5 protein-coding genes are annotated in these 18,435 nt (G+C 74.1%); 1 reads left to right on the plus strand and 4 read right to left on the minus strand.

Going from position 1 to position 18,435, the window contains the following annotated elements:
* Positions 1-28: 28 nt before the first annotated feature.
* A complete protein-coding gene (locus ACYQ78_RS31725; protein ID WP_459804629.1) occupies positions 29-13,297 on the minus strand; it encodes an SDR family NAD(P)-dependent oxidoreductase in 13,269 nt (4,422 codons plus the stop codon).
* A gap of 247 nt (positions 13,298-13,544) precedes the next feature.
* Between ACYQ78_RS31725 and ACYQ78_RS31730 the strand changes: the two genes are divergently transcribed.
* Positions 13,545-15,095 carry an aspartate aminotransferase family protein gene (locus tag ACYQ78_RS31730; RefSeq protein WP_459804630.1) on the plus strand — a complete coding sequence of 517 codons (1,551 nt, stop codon included), beginning with the start codon at positions 13,545-13,547 and terminating at the stop codon, positions 15,093-15,095.
* Between the two features lie 15 nt (positions 15,096-15,110).
* Here ACYQ78_RS31730 and pgl read toward each other — a convergent pair whose 3' ends face one another.
* The 3 genes from pgl to zwf all read right to left on the minus strand — a co-directional run bounded on the left by pgl (position 15,111) and on the right by zwf (position 18,412).
* Positions 15,111-15,839 carry a 6-phosphogluconolactonase gene (gene pgl / locus ACYQ78_RS31735; protein ID WP_459804631.1) on the minus strand — a complete coding sequence of 243 codons (729 nt, stop codon included), beginning with the start codon at positions 15,837-15,839 and terminating at the stop codon, positions 15,111-15,113.
* Positions 15,840-15,902: 63 nt separating this feature from the next.
* Entirely contained in the window at positions 15,903-16,808 is a 906-nt protein-coding gene (locus ACYQ78_RS31740; RefSeq protein WP_459804632.1) for a glucose-6-phosphate dehydrogenase assembly protein OpcA, read from the minus strand.
* The gene (gene zwf / locus ACYQ78_RS31745) at positions 16,805-18,412 is read right to left on the minus strand and encodes a glucose-6-phosphate dehydrogenase (protein ID WP_459804633.1); all 1,608 of its coding nucleotides are present in this window, start codon (positions 18,410-18,412) and stop codon (positions 16,805-16,807) included. The genes ACYQ78_RS31740 and zwf overlap by 4 nt, the downstream gene beginning before the upstream one ends.
* Positions 18,413-18,435: the final 23 nt, after the last annotated feature.

Raw genomic sequence — 18,435 nt, forward strand, 5'->3', positions numbered from 1 at the left:
TCTTCTCTCAACCTTTCGTCAGGACGCGTCAGCTGTCGGCTCTGCCTAGTTGGTTGTCGATGAACGCCAGCAGCTCCTCGGTGGACGCCTCCTCGATGGCCGTGTCCGGCGCGGTGGCGGTGATCCGGGAGCCGCCGGACGACTCCATCCATCGGGAGAGGATCGTCTGCAGGCGCACGGTGATCGTGTCCCGGTGCCCGTCGTCCGCGCCGGCGGAGAACAGCACGTCCTCCAGCGTGTCCAGCCCCGCGAGCAGCGGTGACGCGGGCGCCGCCGCGCCGTCCGGGGCGATCTCGCCGAGCAGGAACGCGGCCAGCGCGGCGGGCGTCGGGTGGTCGAACACGATCGTGACGGGCAGCCGCACGCCCACCGCCGCGCTGAGCCGGTTGCGCAGCTCGACCGCGGTCAGCGAGTCGAAGCCCACCTCCATGAACGGCCGCCGGGGATCGACGGCGTCCGCGTCGCGAAGGCCGAGCACCACCGCCACCTGGCCGCTGACCATTCTCTGGACGGTCGCCTCGTGCTTGTCCGCGGGCAGCGCCGCCAGCCGCTCGGCCAGAGTCATCCCGTCGTCGTCCCCGGCCTGACGAGCCTGACCTGCGGGCGGGACGAGCCCGCGCAGCAGCGGGGGCACGTCGTCGCCGGCGCGCAGGGCGTCGAGGTCGAAGGGGGTCGCGGTCAACGCGGCGTCGGGCAGTCCGAGCGCGGCGTCGAGCACGGCCAGCCCGTGGCCGACCCCGATCGGGACGATCCCGTCGCGGCGGAAGCGGGTCAGGTCGGCGTCGGTCGCCCCGGCGCCGATGCCGCCGTCGACCTCCCACAGGCCCCAGCCCAGCGCGCTCGCCGGGAGGCCGCCGGCCGCCCGGTGCCGGGCCAGGCCGTCCAGGAACGCGTTGGCCGCGGCGTAGTTGGCCTGCCCCGCACCGCCGAACACGCCGAGGAGCGAGGAGAAGAGCACGAACGCGGACAGCTCCATGCCCTCGGTCAGCTCGTGCAGGTGCCAGGCGCCGTCCACTTTGGAGCGCAGGACGTTCTCCAGCTGGGTGGGTTCCAGCGCGGTGACCAGGTTGCCGTCCAGCACCCCCGCCGCGTGCACCACTGCGGTCAGCGGGTGTTCGGCCGGGATGTCCGCCAGCACCGCGGCCAGCGCGTCGCGGTCGGCGACGTCGCACGCGACGATCTCCACGGACGCGCCGTGCCCGGCCAGCGCGCGCCGCAGCGGATCGGCGCCCGCGGCGTCCGGACCCGACCGGCTCAGCAGCAGCAGGCGCCGTACGCCGTGCTCGGCCACGAGGTGGCGGGCGACCTCTGCGCCCACCGCCCCGGTGCCGCCGGTGATCAGCACCGTGCCCGAGGCCGTCCAGGTGTCCCGGCCGTCTTCCGGCGCACCGTTGTCGACCCGGGCCAGGCGGGGTGCCAGGACCTCGCCGCCGCGCAGGGCGACGGCGGGCTCGCCGGTGTCGAGCAGCGCGGCCAGTAACGCGAGGTCCGGGGTCGCGGTGTCGGTGTCCACCAGGACGATCCGGTCCCGGTTCTCCAGCTGCGCCGAGCGGACCAGACCCCACAGCGCGGCGGCGGCCGGGTCGCAGAGGTCCGAGCCGGCCGGGACCACGGCGCCCCGGGTGAGCACCACCAGCCGGGTCTCGGCAGACCGCGGATCGGCCAGCCACGTGCGCAGCGACGCCAGGACGCCCGACGTGAGCGCGTGCGTCCGCGCCGCGACGTCGCCGCCGGGCTCGGCGTCGGCCTCGGTGTCCAGCAGCAGCACCTCGGCGGGCAGGCCGGAGCCGACGGCGGCCCAGGTGACCGGTGGCGTGCCGGGGGTCACCGGCAGGGGGATCCACTCCAGGCGGTGCAGCGACCGGGCCGGGCCGGGGCCGCCGATCAGGTCGGCGGAGGTCCGGTCGCGCCAGACGACCGAGTCCACACCGGCGACCGGGCCGCCGTCCGCGTCGATCAGCAGCACCGACGCGCTGTTCTCCCCGGTCGGTGTGACCAGCGCGCGCACCACCGTGGCGCCGGTGGCGTGCAGCCGCACCCCGCGCCACGCCGAGGCCAGGTGGCCACGGGTGACGCCCGCGAGCGACAGGACCTCGTGCAGCAGGGTCGGGTGCAGGCCGAACCCGCCCGCGTCCCGGGTGTGCTCGTCGGCGAGCCGCACTTCGACCGCGGTCGCGGGGTCGGCGTTCCGCTGGGTGCTCACCTCCGCGGGCTTGGCGGCGAGGAGACCGGTCGCCACCGCGACCCACTCCTCATCGGCGGCCCTGGCGTGCACGGACACCGCACGGGCGCCGTTCTCGTCCGCCGCGCCGACGCGGGCCTGCACCGACGCGAAGCCCGGCTCCGGCACCGCGAGCTCGGCGAGCACCGTCAGCTCGGTCACGACCGGGCAGCCGATCTCGCGACCGGCCCAGGCGACCGCCTCCACCAGGGCGGACGCGGACAGCACCACGGCGCCGGACACGGTGTGCCCGGCCAGCCACGGGTGCGTCCCCAGCGAGACCTCACCGGTGAGGAGCACCTCGTCGGTGTCGGCCAGCGGGACGGTTCCGCCCAGCACCGGGTGGCCGCCCGGCCTCGGGCCGAACGCCGCCGGCACTTCGGCGGCCTCCAGCCAGTAGCGCTCGCGCTGGAACGGGTAGGTGGGCAGGTCGACGACCTTCGCCCCGGTCCCGGCGAAGAACGCCGACCAGTCCACCCGTACGCCCCTGGTGTGCAGCAGGCCCAGCGCCCCGACCAGGGTGCGCGGCTCGTCGTGGCCGTTGCGCATGGCCGGGAGCGGCACCGCGTGCTCCACCCCGGCCGCGGCCATCGCCGTCAGCACCCCGTCCGGGCCCAGTTCCAGCATCGTGCCGACGCCCTTGGCCTCCAGCGTGCGCACGGCGTCCAGGAACCTCACGGGCAGGCGCACCTGGTTGACCCAGTAGTCGACGGTGGACCACTGGTCGCCGGACTCGACCTCGCCGGTCACCGTCGACACGATCCGGATGTTCGGGCGGTGGAAGGTCAGCCCCTCGGCGACGGCCCGGAACTCCTCGAGCATCGGGTCCATCCTCGGCGAGTGCGACGCGCGGCTGATGGGCAGCCGCTTGGTGCTGCGCCCGCGTTCCTTCCAGAGCGCGGCGACGGCCTCCGCGGCGTCGGCGTCGCCGGAGACGACGACCGACCGCGGGCTGTTGATGGTGCCGATGACCGCCCTGCCGGACTCCGGCAGCGTCTCGGCGATCTCCTGCTCGGTGGCCTGGATCGCGATCATCGCGCCGCCCTCGGGCAGACCGCGCATGAGCCGGCCGCGCGCGGTGACCAGTGTCGCCGCGTCCGGCAGGGACAGCACCCCGGCGACGTGCGCGGCGATCAGCTCCCCCGCGGAGTGGCCGACGACGAAGTCCGGGTGGACGCCCCACGCCGCGAGCTGACGGAACAGCGCGACCCCCACGGCGAACAGCGCGGCCAGCGTGTAGTCGATCTCGTCCAGCTCGTCGCCGGTCTCGATGACCTCCCTCAGCGGCCTGGGCAGGCCCTTGTCCAGCTCGTCGGCCACCTCGTGGAAGGCGTCCCGGAACACCGGGAACGCCGCGCAGAGCTGCCCGGCCATGCCCACGCGCTGCGCGCCGCCGCCGGTGAACATGAACGCGGTCAGGCCCTCGGCGCGGACCCCGCGCACCGCCTTGGGACCGTCGGTGGCCAGCTCGGACAGGCCGCGCAGCAGCTCGTCGCGGTCGGCGGCCACGACCACCCCCCGGTGGGCGAGAGCGGACCGGGTGGTGGCCAGGGAGAGGGCGACGTCGAGCCGGTCGGCGTCGCCCTCGGCCAGCAGCTCGCCGATCTGGGCGGCGTGGGCGCGCAGCCCCGCGGCGGAGCTGCCGGAGAGCAGCCACGGCAGCACCGGCGGCTCGGCCACGGGCCCGGCGGCCGGGACCGGGGCATCGGTGCCGGCCGGGGACGGCTGCTCGATGATCACGTGCGCGTTGGTGCCGCTGATGCCGAACGACGACACCGCCGCCCGGCGCGGCCGGCTCCCGCTCTCCCATTCCCGCTGCTCGGTCAGCAGCGCGAGCGCGCCCGACGACCAGTCCACGTGCGGGGACGGCGTCTCGGCGTGCAGCGTGCGCGGCAGCGTCCCGTGCCGCATCGCCTCGACCATCTTGATGACGCCGCCGACCCCGGCCGCCGCCTGGGAGTGGCCGATGTTGGACTTCAGCGACCCCAGCCACAGGGGCCGGTCGGCGTCGTGCGCGGCGCCGTAGGTGGCCAGCAGCGCCTGCGCCTCGATCGGGTCGCCCAGCGGGGTGCCGGTGCCGTGCGCCTCGACGACGTCGATGTCGGCCGGATCCAGGCCCGCGTTCGCCAGCGCCTGCCGGATCACGCGCTCCTGCGACGGCCCGTTGGGCGCGGTGAGCCCGTTGGACGCGCCGTCCTGGTTGATCGCGGAGCCGCGCAGCACGGCCAGTACCCGGTGCCCGTTGCGTTCGGCGTCCGACAGCCGCTCCAGCAGCAGCAGGCCGACCCCCTCACTCCACACCGTGCCGTCGGCGTCGGCGGAGAACGACTTGCACCGGCCGGAGGGGGACAGCCCGCGCTGCCTGCTGAACTCGACGAACGAGCCGGGCCCGGCCATCACCGTCACCCCGCCCGCCAGCACCAGGTCCGACTCGCCCGACCGCAGCGCCTGCCCGGCCAGGTGCAGGGCCACCAGCGAGGACGAGCACGCCGTGTCGACGGTGACCGCGGGACCTTCGAGCCCGTAGGTGTAGGCCAGGCGGCCGGAGATCACGCTGGAGGTGTTGCCCACCAGCAGGAAGCCCTCGTACTCGGGTGGCACGGACGGCAGGTGCGCGGCGTAGTCGTCGTACATCGCCCCGACGAACACGCCGGTGTTGCCGCCGCGCAGGGTCGCCGGGTCGATCGCGGCGCTCTCGAAGGCGTTCCACGCCGTCTCCAGCAGCAACCGCTGCTGCGGGTCGGTCGCGGTGGCCTCGCGCGGGGAGATGCCGAAGAAGTCGCGGTCGAACAGGTCGGCCTCGTGCAGGAAGCCGCCTTCCCTGATGTACGAGCTGCCGGTCGCCTCCGGGTCGGGGTCGTAGAGCCGTTCGAGGTCCCAGCCCCGATTGGTCGGGAACCCGCTGATGGCGTCGGTGCCGTCGGCGACCAGCCGCCACAGGTCCTTCGGCGAGCGGACCCCGCCCGGATACTGGCAGGCCATCCCGATGATCGCGATCGGATCGTCATGGGCGACGGTGGCCCGGACGCCGGCCCCGGCCGTACCGGGGCCGGCCAGCTGACCCAGCAGGTACGTGGTCAGCGCTTCGGGGCTCGGGTGGTCGAACACGACGGTGGACGGCAGCCGCATCCCCGTCGCGGTGCCGAGTTGGTTGCGCAGCTCGACGGCGGTCAGCGAGTCGAGGCCCTGGTCCTTGAGCGCCCGAGCCGACTCGATGGCCGCGCCGGAGGCGTGACCCAGCGCCAGCGCCGCCGTGCCCCGCACCAGCTCCAGCACGGCCGGTGCCCGCTCGGCCTCGGGCAGCGCGGCGATCCGCGCGGCCCAGTCGTCCTGGACCACCCGGCGCTCCACCCGCCTGGGCCGGACCAGGCCGTGCCAGAGGCGCGGGCGGTCGCCGCCGCCCGCCAGGTCGAGCGCGGCGGGCACGATCAGAGGGTCGGCCAGGCCGAGCACCTCGTCGAACATCGCCAGGCCCTGCGCCCGCGTCAGCGGGACCACACCGGAGCGGGTCCAGCGCTGGACGTCCGCCTCGGACAGGGTCGCGCCCATGCCCTCCGCGTCCGCGCCCCACAGGCCCCAGGCCAGCGAGGTCGCGGCCAGCCCTTCGGCGGCCCGGTGCGCCGCCAGCGCGTCGAGATAGGTGTTCGCGGCGGCGTAGTTGCCCTGTCCGGCCGTGCCCATGATCCCGGAGACCGACGAGAACAGGACGAACGCGGCCAGGTCGTCGTCGGCGGTCAGGGTGTGCAGGTTCCACGCGCCGTCGACCTTGGGCCGCAGCACGGTCGTGATCTGCTCATCGGTCAGTCCCGTGATCGTCGCGTCGTCCAGGACGCCCGCGGTGTGCACCACGGCGGTCAGCGGGTGCTCGGCCGGGACCAGGGCCAGGGCGGCGGCGAGGGCGTCCCGGTCGGCGGCGTCGGCCGCGGCGACCCGGACCCGCGCGCCCAGCGCCGTCAGGTCGCCGACCAGCGCGGCGCATCCGGGGCTGTCCTCGCCACGCCTGCTGACCAGCAGCAGGTGCCGCACGCCGTGGGCCGCGACCAGGTGCCGGGCCGCCAGGGCGCCCAGCCCGCCGGTGCCTCCGGTGATCAGGACGGTGCCGTCGCGGTCGATCTCCCGCCCGGCCGGGGTGCCCGCGGTCCTGGACAGGCGGGGGGCGTGCAGCCTGCCCGAGCGGATGGCCACCTGCGGTTCCCCGCTCGCCGCCGCCGCGAGGACGAGGGCGCCGTCCGAACCGTCCGAGCCGTCGGTGTCGACCAGCACCAGGCGGCCGGGGTGCTCCGTCTGCGCCGAGCGGACCAGGCCCCACACCGGGGCGTGCGCCAGGTCGCAGACCCGGTCGCCGGGCAGCGCGGCGATCGCGCCGCCGGTCACCAGCACCAGCGTGGCGTCGGCGGACCGTGGGTCGGCCAGCCAGTCCCGCACCAGCGCCAGTGCCGCGGTGGTGGCCTCGTGCGCGTCGGCGGGGGAGTCGCCACCGGCCGGCAGCGTGGTGACGACGACGTCGGCTCGGGCCGGCACGGGGGTGTCGGAGGTCGCGATCGCGGGCCAGGCGACGCCGAACAGTGAGGTGCCCCTGCCCGCCTTCCCGAGCACGGCGCGGGAGACCCCGCGCAGGGTCAGCGACTCGACGGTGACCACCAGCGCGCCGGTGGTGTCGGTCAGCTCCAGCCGGACGGCGTCCGGGCCGACCGGCGACACCCGCACCCGCGCCGCGGTGGCCCCGCCGGCGTGCAGGGTGACACCCTCCCAGCTGAACGGCAGCCGGATCTCGTCACGGTCGCGTGCCGCGCCGGGCAGCAGCGGGTGCAGCGCCGCGTCGAACAGCGCGGGGTGCAGCCCGAACCGGTCGTCGTGGTCGGCGTCGGGCAGCGCGATCTCGGCCAGGACGTCCGTTCCCGCCCGCCACACCGACCGCAGCCCCTGGAACACCGGACCGTAGTCGTAGCCGAGTCCGGCCAGCGCCGGGTAGGCGCCGTCGACCGGCTCGGCCACCGCGCCCGCGGGCGGCCAGGACGGCCCCGACGCGGCGGGGCTCTCCTGGGCGGGTCCCAGCAGGCCCGAGGCGTGCTCGGTCCACGCGGTGGCCGGGTCGTCGCCGTCCGGTCGTGCGTGGACGGTGACCCGGTGGGACCCGGACCGGTCTGTGGCGGCCACTCTGACCTGCACCCGTACCGCATCCCCTTCGGGCAGCGGCAGCGGGGCCCGCAGCGTCAGCTCCGCGACCCGCCCGGCGCCCGTGTGCTCGCAGGCGGCGAACGCCAGCTCCAGGAACGCGGTCGCGGGCAGCAGAGCCACACCCTCGATGACGTGGTCGGCGAGCCACGGGTGCGTCTTGGTCGAGAGCACGCCGGTCAGCACCACGCTCTCGTCGTCGGCGACCTCGACCACGCCGCCGAGCAGCGGGTGCCCGGCCGGGTCGAGGCCGAGACCGCGCGCGTCGGGGCGCGAGCCCGCGGTCAGCCAGAAGCGCTCGCGCTGGAACGCGTACGTCGGCAGGTCGGCGGGGACGGCGTCCGGGAAGAACGGCGTGAGGTCGAGCGGGGGACCGGCGGCGTGGACGCCCGCCAGCCCGGCGACGAAGGTGTCGGCCTCCGGCCGGTCCGCGCGTGCCAGCGGCACGGCGGTCGCGGTGGCACCGGCGGCCTCGACGGTCTCCCGTGCCAGCGCGGTCAGCACCGCGTCCGGGCCGATCTCGGCGAACACCGTCGCGCCCAAGGCGGTCGCCGTCAGCACGGCGTCGTGGAACCGCACCGCCGAGCGGATCTGGCCGACCCAGTAGTCGGCGCTCGTGATCTGTTCGGGGGTCACGAGCGCGCCGGTGACGGCGGAGATGACCGGGATGGCGGGGGCGTGGAACGTCAGGCTCTCGGCGACCGCGCGGAACTCGTCGAGGATGCCGTCCATGTGCGGCGAGTGGAACGCGTGGCTGACCCGCAGCGGGCGTACCCGGTGGCCCTTGTCCTTCCACTGCCGGGCGACGCGGCTCGCGACCTCCGCGTCACCCGCGATCACCACCGCCCTCGGGCCGTTCACCGCGGCGATGTCGACCAGCCCGGCGTGCTCGGCGATCGAGGCGGAGACGGCGTCGGGCTCGGCCTCGATGGCGATCATCGCGCCGTCCGGCCGTGCGGCCTGCATCAGCCGGCCCCGGGCGGCGACCAGCGTCGCGGCGTCCTCGGCGGACAGCACCCCGGCCACGTGCGCGGCGGCCAGCTCGCCGATCGAGTGCCCGACCACCAGGTCCGGCACCACGCCGTGGTGCGCAGCCAGGCGGTGGAGGGCCACCTCGAACGCGAACAGCGCGGGCTGGGTGTAGCCGGTCTGGCCCAGGTCGTCCCCGCTCGCGATGACCTCGCGCAGCCGGCGGTCCAGGTGCGGGTCGAGGTGCGCGGCGATCTCGTCGAACGCTTCGGCGAACACCGGGAACGCGGCGCGCAGTTCCTCGCCCATGCCGATCCGCTGGGCGCCCTGACCGGTGAACATCAGCAGGGTCTTGCCGGGCAGCGCGGTGCCGCGCACCACGGTGGGCGCGGGCAGCCCGCCCGCGAGGGCGGCCAGCCCGTCGAGCCGGTCCTGCCCGGTCGGGCCGAGCACCACCGCGCGGTGGGCGAACGGGGTGCGCGTGGTCGCCAGCGCGAGACCGATGTCGGACGGGTGCGCGTCCGGCCGTGTGAGCACGAACTCGCGCAGCCGCGCGGCCTGGGCGCGCAGGCCGTCGCCGGTCGGCGCGGACAGCACCCACGGCGCCCTCGACCCGTCGCCGCCGCCCGGCCGGTCGGCCTCCGGCTCCACCTCGGGTGCCACCTCGATGATGGCGTGGGCGTTGGTGCCGCTGATCCCGAACGACGACACCGCCGCGCGGCGCGGCCTCCCCGTCTCCGGCCAGGCGCGGTTCGCGGTGACCACCTCGACCGCGCCCGACGACCAGTCCACGTGGGGGGTCGGCTCGTCGACGTGCAGGGTGGCCGGGACGACGCCGTGGCGCATCGCCTGCACGAGTTTGATCACACCGCCGACCCCGGCCGCGGCCTGGGCGTGGCCGATGTTGGACTTGAGCGACCCGAGCAGCACGGGCTCCCGGTCACCCCGGTCGGCGCCGTAGGTCGCCAGCAGCGCCGTCGCCTCGATCGGGTCGCCCAGGCTGGTGCCGGTGCCGTGCGCCTCGACCACGTCGACGTCGGCGCCGGTCAGGTGGGCGTCGGCGAGGGCCTGGCGGATCACCCGCCGCTGCGCCAGCCCGCTCGGCGCGGTCAGGCCGTTGGACGCGCCGTCGGAGTTGACCGCCGAGCCGCGCACCACGGCGAGCACCTGGTGCCCGTTGCGGCGGGCGTCGGACAGCCGCTCGACCACGAGCAGGCCGACGCCCTCGGCCCACGCGGTGCCGTCGGCGGCGGCGGCGAAGGCCTTGCAGCGGCCGTCGGCGGCGAGGCCCTGCTGCCGGGAGAACTCCAGGAACATGCCCGGCGTCGACATCACCGCCGCACCGCCCGCGATCGCCAGCGACGTCTCGCCCCGGCGCAGCGACTGAACGGCCAGGTGCAGCGCCACCAGGGACGACGAGCACGCGGTGTCCACCGTGATGGCGGGGCCGAGCAGACCGAGGTGGTAGGCGATGCGGCCGGACATGACGCTGGCCGTGCCGCCGGTCAGCAGGTGCCCCTCCACGCCCGCCGGCGCGTCGTGCATCCGGGGGCCGTAGTCGAACGTCGTGGCGCCGATGAAGACCCCGGTCCGGGAGCCGCGCAGGTCACCGGGGAGAAGACCGGCCCGCTCCAGCGCCTCCCACGTGGTCTCCAGCAGCAGCCGCTGCTGCGGGTCCATCGCCTGCGCCTCGCGCGGGGAGATGTCGAAGAACCCGGCGTCGAAGCGGGCCGCGTCGTACAGGAAACCGCCCTCGCGCACCGAACTCCGGCCGGACGCGCCGGGGTCGGGGTCGACCAGGTCCTCGGCCCAGCCCCGGTCGGTGGGGAAACCGGAGATGGCGTCGCCGTTGCCGGCGACCAGCCCCCACAGGTCGTCGGGCGAGGCGACCCCGCCGGGGTAGCGGCACGCCATCCCGACGATCGCGATCGGCTCGTCGTCCGAGCCGGTGGTGACGACCTCGTCGACCTCGGTGCCCCCGCCGCTGAGCAGGGCGTCGAGGTGGGCGGCCAGAGCGGCCGGCGTGGGGTGGTCGAACAGGGTGCTCGACGGCAGGCTCAGCCCGGTGGCCTCCGCGAGGGCGTCACTGAGTTCCACGGTCATCAGCGAGCTGAAGCCCAGGTCGCGGAAGGGCAGGTCGACCTCGACCGCCTTGCCGGGGGCCAGGCCCAGGACGGCGGCGACGTGCGCGGTCACCAGGTCGGCCGCACGGGGGGCCGGGCCGGTGACCGGGCGCGCGGCGGGTGCGCGGCCGGCACGCGGCGCGGCGGGGACGGTGGGGGCGGTGCCGTCGGCCGGGCCGTCGGTGACCCAGTGGTGCTCGCGCTGGAAGGCATAGGTGGGCAGGTCGAGCCGGCGGGCCCCCGTGCCCGCGAAGACCGCGTCCCACGCCAGTTCGACCCCGGAGACGGCCAGCCGGGACACCGCGTCCATGACGGTACGGGCCTCCGGCCTGCCCCTGCGCAGCACCGACCCCGCCCGCACCGCCGACCGGTCGGCGACGCTGTCGGCGACCAGGGCCGAGCACACGTCGTCCGGGCCGAACTCGATGACCGTGCGCACCCCCGCCGCCTCCAGGGCGCGCGCGGCGTCGGTGAAGCGGACGGTCGCGCGGACCTGCTCCACCCAGTACTCAGGGGACGTCAGCAGTTCGGCGGGGGCGACCTGCCCGGTCACCGTGGAGACCACCGGGATCCGTGGCGGGTGGAACTCCAGGCCGGACGCGACCTCGCGGAAGGCGTCGAGCATCGCGTCCATGCGGTGGGAGTGGAAGGCGTGGCTCACCGAGAGCCGCTTGGTCCGGTGCCCGGCCTGCCGCAGCCGCTCGGCGGCGTGGAGCACGTCCTCCTCGTCACCGGAGATCACGACCGCGTCCGGGCCGTTGACGGCGGCGAGCGCCACGGTGCCGGACAGGTACTCGGCGACCTGCCGCTCCGTCGCCCCCACGGCCACCATCGCGCCGCCGCCGGGCAGCGCCTGCATCAGACGTCCGCGTGCGGAGACGAGCGCGGCGGCGTCGGGCAGGGACAGCACGCCCGCGACGTGGGCGGCCGCGATCTCGCCGATGGAGTGACCCATCACGAAGTCCAGTCGAAGGTTCCACGACTCGAACAGCCGGAACAGCGCCACCTCGACCGCGAAGAGCGCGGGCTGGGTGTAGCCGGTCTGGTCGAGGTCCGTGCCGCTCTCGATCACCTCGCGCAACGGGCGGTCCAGGTGCGGGTCGATGAGCGCCGCGACCTCGTCGAAAGACCGCGCGTAGACCGGGAACGCGGCGTGCAGTTCCCTGCCCATGCCGGCCCGCTGGGCGCCCTGGCCGGTGAACACGGCCGCGGTCGCGCCGCCCGAGGGGACGCCGGTGACGAGCCCGGCGGCAGGGGTGCCCGCCGCCAGCGCACGCAGCCCGGCGACCAGTTCCGCGCGGTCCGCGGCGACGACGGCGGCGCGGTGGGGGAACCGGGTGCGCGTGGTCAGGGCGGACCAGCCGACGGACGCGACGTCGGCGTCGCCCGCCTCGACGGCGGCCCCGAGCCGTTCGGCCTGCGCGCGGAGCGCCTGCGGGGTGCGGCCGGAGACGATCACCGGCAGCGGTGCCGCGACGCCGGTTTCGCCAGGCTCGGTGGGCTCGGCGGCCGGCGCCTCCGCGACGACGACGTGGCAGTTGGTCCCGCCCATGCCGAAGGAACTGACGCCCGCGACGAGCCTGCGGTCCGGGTGCGGCCAGGGGGAGCGGCTCGTGACGACGGAGATGTTCAGCTCGCCGAACGGGATGGCCGGGTTCGGCGTCTCGTGGTTGAGGCTCGCGGGCAGCTCCCGGTTGCCGATCGCCAGCACGGTCTTCACCAGGCCGGTGATGCCCGCCGCGGCCTCCAGGTGGCCGATGTTGGTCTTCACCGAGCCGACGACCAGCGGGTCGCCGGACTGCTTAAGCCTGCCGATCGACGCCCCCAGCGCGGCGGCCTCGATCGGGTCGCCCACCGGGGTACCGGTCCCGTGCAGCTCGACGTACTGCACGTCGCCGGGGGAGACGCCCGCTCTGCGGTGCGCCGCCCGCACCACCTGCTCCTGCGCGAGGGCGCTCGGCACCGTCAGGCCGGAGGTCGCGCCGTCGTTGTTCACCGCGCTGCCCAGCAGCACGCCGTGCACCCGGTCGCCGTCGGCGATGGCCGTCCGCAGCGGTTTGAGCACGACCACGGCGGCACCCTCGCCGCGCGCGTAGCCGTTGGCCCTGGCGTCGAAGGTGTGGCAGCGGCCGTCGGGGGACAGCCCGCCGAACCGCTCGGCGCCGAGCACGGTCTCGGCCAGGATGTTGAGGTTCACGCCCGCGGCCAGCGCCAGTGCGGAGTCCCCCGAACGCAGGGACTCGCAGGCCAGGTGCACCGCGACCAGCGACGACGACTGGCTGGTGTCGACGGTCAGGCTCGCGCCGCGCAGACCAAGGGCGTAGGAGATCCGGTTGGCGATGACGCCGCGGTGGACGCCCGCGTTGGTGTGCTGGGTGATGGCGGGCGCGCCCTGGCGGTAGACCAGAGCGGCGTAGTCCTCGCGCGCGGTGCCGACGTAGACCGAGGTCGGGCTGCCCTCCAGGTCGGCGGCGACGATTCCGGCGTCCTCCAGCGCGGACCAGGCCAGCTCCAGCAGTAGGCGCTGCTGCGGGTCCATGACCCGCGCCTCGCGTGGCGAGATACCGAAGAAGGCGGCGTCGAAATCGGCCACCGAGTCCAGGAAGCCGCCTCTGCGCACCGGGTCGCCCGCGTCTGCGGAGATCGTTTCCCAGCGATGCCCGGGCATGTCGGTCAGCGCGTCGCGCCCGGACCGCAGCAGGTCCCAGAACGCGGCGATGTCGGGTGCCCCCGGGAGCAGGCAGGACATCCCGACGACCGCGATCGCGTCGTCTTCTTGATTGCCGTGGAATTGCTGACCACTCGTCATGGAAATCGGCTGCCCTCCGCTTACCGGAAACCGGACGGGTTATCCCAACCCAAACCCGTACGACACTAGCCACGGCGGGCGATTTACGACCTACTGCCGGTCTTTCGCCGGTAAGGGCATGAATGAACACCGATTACCGGGTTTGCCCCAGGCAGGCTATTACCGGGATAAGACCGGATATAGGCCGTGATTCACCGGACGTTGGTTACGGTCGCCCCCGAGAACCTCACGTGGACAGGGGACGAAGATGAATCCAGTGGTCGACAAGCCCGAGCTGGCCGAGCCGTACATGTTCGCCTGGCTGGCATCTCTGGGACTGGGTGTCGAATACACCAGGTCGAAGAAGGACTCCCTGTACTACCGCGACGCCGGTGGCGCCGAGATCGAGGTGCTCGACCTCGTCGGCGGCTATGGGTCGACCATTCTCGGGCACAACAACCCGGTGCTCATCGAGTACACGAAATCGCTGCTGGACGGCGATACCCCCATCCACGCACAGTTTTCCCGGCATCCTTACGCGAACAATCTCGCGTGGACGCTGAACACCATCGCGCACCGCGAGTTCGGCACCGACGAGAACTACGCGGTGATCTTCGCCAACAGCGGGGCCGAGGCCAACGAGGTCGCCATCAAGCACGCCGAGATGGACCGCGTGTACAAGATCGGTGAGGCGCTCGCCGAGGTCGAGGCCAACATCGAGGCCGCCATCGCGGCGGCGGCCGCCGGCGCGACCGTGGACGCGTCCCCTCTGCGGGGGTCGGACATCGACGAGGTCGTCGCCGCCCTGCGCGCCGCCAACGCCGAGCGCGCCGCCACGCCGCCGGTCTACCTGGCTCCCGTGGGCTCCTTCCACGGCAAGCTCGCGGGAACCATCCAGCTCACCCAGAACGTCGCCTACCGCACACCGTTCGTCGCCATGGCCGCGCAGTGCCGGTTCGTGCCCCTCGACCGGCCCGACGTCATCGCGGACGTGATCGCCGCCGAGAGCCGGACCCTGCTCGACATCGCCGTCGACGGCGACGTCATCCGGGTCGTCGAGCGCCCGCTGCCGGTGATCAGCGCGTTCGTCCTGGAGCCCATCCAGGGTGAGGCCGGCATCCGCGTCCTGGACGTCGACGCCCTCGCCCGCGTGCGTGAACTGCTCGACGCCGCCGACATCCCGGTCATCGTGGACGAGGTGCAGAGCGGCATGGGCCGCACCGGCGCGTTCTTCGCCGCGTCGCATCTGGGACTGCGCGGCGACTACATCACCCTGGCGAAGAGCCTGGGCGGCGGTATCGCCAAGGCGGCGGTCACGCTGATCCGGTCGTCGCGCTACCGCAGCGACTTCGAGCTGGTGCACACCTCGACGTACGCCAAGGACAGCCTCTCCACCCTCATCGCCCTGCGCGCCGTGGAACTGCTGGAGGCCGACGGCGGCGCGGCGTACCGGCTGGCGGCCGAGCGCGGCGACAGGCTGTCCGCCATGCTGCGCGGGCTGCGCGACGAGTTCGGCGACGTCGTCAAGGACGTACGGGGCAAGGGACTGATGGTGGGTCTGGAGTTCCACGACCTGTCCGATTCGGCCTCCGAGATCCTCGCCGAGCAGGCCAGGGGCGGTCTGATCGGCTACATGTTCTCCGGCTACCTCCTGCGCGAGCACAGCATGCGCGTCTTCCCCACCGCCAGTGCCACCAGCACCCTGCGCTTCGAACCGTCCATCTTCATCACCGACGAGGAGATCGCCCGCACGGAGGCGGGTCTGCGCGCGCTGATCACCCTGATCCGGGCCGAAGACGGCAAGACCCTCCTCGGCTGATCCCGTCCCCGGCCGTCACTGGCCGGGGATCTCGGCGGCGGCCGCCGCGTCGAGCAGGAACAGGGTCCTCTCGACGCCCCGCGCGCCCGCCGCCGGGGCCGAGAGCCGGTCGCAGGTCAGCCCGAGGCGCACCGCCGCGGCCTTCTCGGCGCCGGACGCGATCACCCACACCTCCCGGGCGGCCTGGATCGCCGGGAAGGTCAGCGAGACCCGCGTGGGCGGCGGCTTGGGGGAGTCGTGGACGGCCACCGCCATCCGGTCGGACACGTGGAGCGCGGCGTGGCCGGGGAACAGCGACGCCACGTGGGAGTCGGGCCCCATGCCCAGCATCAGCACGTCGAACTCCGGCGCCGACCCCAGGTTCGCCGCGTAGCGCTCGGCCGCCTCCTCCGGCGTCAGGCCGGAGTCGGAGGCGGCCATCGGGTGGACCCGCTTGGGGTCGAGGTCGACGGCGTCCAGCAGCGCCTCACGGGCCTGCTTCTCGTTGCGGTCGGCGGACCCGGCCGGGACGAACCGCTCGTCGCCCCACCAGACGTCCAGCGACCGCCAGTCGACCGCGTCGCGGGCCGGTGACGCGGCCACGGCGGCCAGGGTGGCGATCCCGACGGTCCCGCCGGTCAGCACCACCGACGCGGTTCCACGCTCGGCCTGGACGTCCACCAGCCGGGTGATCAGCCGGGCCGCCACGGCCTGGGCCAGCACGCCCGGATCCCGGTGCACCAGAACGGTGGGGACTGCGCTCACGACGTACCTCCGTAAAAGAGAAACCGCCCGTCTCCCGAAGGGGGAGACGGGCGGTCGATGATCTTAGTGCTCGGCGAGATACTTCAGAGAGCTCGCGTAGATCTCGTCGGGGTCGAGCCGCCGCAGCTCCTCCGACAGCAGCTCCGATTCGGTCCGCCGCGCCAGCGCGACGTTCCGGTCGGGCTGACCCGGACGCGACAGGGTCGCGAGCCGCGCGTCGCCCCGCGACAGGGACAGCTCCCCGCCCTTGGCCAGCTGCAGCCGCACGGACGTGAGCCCGGGGCCCTGCGACTCGCCGACGGTCACCTCGGTCTTGAGCCGGTCGGACAGCCACGACGCCAGCAGGTGGGCGCTGGGGTGCCCGGACGTGCCCTCGACGACCCCGCCGGTGATCGGCCCGAGCGGCTGGTCGAACGCGGCCGCCAGCAGCGAACGCCACGGCGTGAGCCGGGTCCAGGCCAGGTCGGTGTCGCCCGGGACGTAGCCGGTCCAGCGCGACGCGATCGTCTTCGCCGGGTCGGTGGCGGTCCGGGAGTCGACGATCCGCCGGGTGGCCAGGTGACCGATCGGGTCTTTGGCCGGCTCGGACGGGCCGTCGGCCGGCCACCACACCACGACCGGGGTGTCGGTCAGCAGCAGCGGGCTGAGCACCGACTCGGCGTGGCGGGTCAGCTCGCCGTAGAGGCGCAGGATGACGACCTCACCGGGCGACGACTCGCCGACGCGCAGTTCCGCGTCGAGCCGGTCGGCCTCCCGGGCGTCGCGCCTGATGACCACGAGGATCCGCGAGGGGTGCTCCCGCGCGGCGTCGGTCGCGGCGCGCACCGAGTCGTACTGGCCGGCCTCGTCGGAGACCACCACCAGCGTGAGCACCATCCCCACGGCGGGGGCGCCCATCTGGTGGCGGAGCTTCGTCAGGGCCGAGCTGATCTTCGACGCGGTGGTCGCGGTCAGGTTGAAGCTGGTCACAGCCGTCTCCAGACACGTCCGTCACGGGCGAGCATCTCGTCGGCGCCCGCGGGACCCCAGGTCCCGGCCGGGTAGCCCTCGGGGCGGCCGTGGGTGGCCCAGTATTCCTCGATCGGGTCGAGGATCTGCCAGGACAGTTCGACCTCCCGCTGGTGCGGGAACAGCGGCGGGTCGCCGATCAGGACGTCCAGCAGCAGCCGCTCGTAGGCCTCGGGGCTGCTCTCCATGAACGACTCGCCGTAGGCGAAGTCCATGGACACGTCCCTGACCTCCATGGCCGTGCCGGGCACCTTCGAACCGAACCGCACCGTGATGCCCTCGTCGGGCTGGACGCGGATGACCAGGGCGTTCTGGCCCAGGATCTCGGTGTCGTCCTTGCTGAACGGCAGGTGCGGCGCCCGCTGGAACACCACGGCGACCTCGGTCACCCGGCGGCCCAGGCGCTTGCCCGCGCGCAGGTAGAACGGCACCCCGGCCCAGCGGCGGTTGGCCACTTCGAGCTTGATGGCGGCGTAGGTGTCGGTCAGCGAGTCGGACGGGATCCCGTCCTCCTCCAGGTAGCCGATGACCTTGTCGCCGCCCTGCCACCCGGCGGTGTACTGGCCCCGGATCGCGCCGGTCGCCAGGTCGTCGGGCAGCCGGACCGCCTTGAGGACCTTCTCCTTCTCGCGGCGCAGCGAGTTGGCGTCGAAGGACGTCGGGTCCTCCATCGCCACCAGCGCCAGCAGCTGGAGCAGGTGGTTCTGGATGACGTCACGGGCCGCGCCGATGCCGTCGTAGTAGCCCGCCCGCGAACCGATGCCGATGTCCTCGGCCATCGTGATCTGCACGTGGTCGACGAAGCTGCGGTTCCAGATGGGCTCGTAGAGGTTGTTGGCGAAGCGCAGCGCCAGGATGTTCTGGACCGTCTCCTTGCCCAGGTAGTGGTCGATCCGGAAGACCGAGCTCTCCGGGAAGACCGCGCTGGTGATGCGGTTGAGGTCCTGGGCGCTCTCGAGGTCGTGGCCGAACGGCTTCTCGATCACCACGCGGCGCCACGACCCGTCGGGGTGCTGCGCGAGCCCGGTGCGCTTGAGCTGCTCGACGACCGTCGGGAAGAACTTCGGCGGGACCGAGAGGTAGAAGGCGTAGTTGCCGCCCATGCCCCGGGTCTCGTCGATCTCCTTCAGCATCATCGCCAGGCAGTCGAACGCGCCGTCGTCGTGGAACTCGCCGGGGCAGAAGTGGATGCCCTCGGAGATCTGCTTCCAGACCTCCTCCCGGAACGGGGTGCGGGCGTGCTCCTTGACGGCCTCGTAGGTGACGTTGGCGAAGTCCTCGTGCGCCCAGTCGCGGCGGGCGAACCCAACCAGCGAGAAGCCGGGCGGCAGCAGGCCGCGGTTGCCCAGGTCGTAGATGGCCGGCAGCAGCTTGCGCTTGGCCAGGTCACCCGTCACGCCGAACAGCACCAGCACGCACGGCCCCGCGACGCGCGGCAGGCGCTTGTCGCGCGGGTCGCGCAGCGGGTTCTCGGCGATGGTCTCGTCGGTGACCGCGACCGTCGCGACGGACGCGGTGGCCACCTGGGTCTCCTCGGCCAGGGCGGCCGGTTCGGTCTCAGACATGTTGCGGCGCCCTCCTGTGCGAC

Source organism: Herbidospora sp. RD11066, assembly GCF_054661255.1.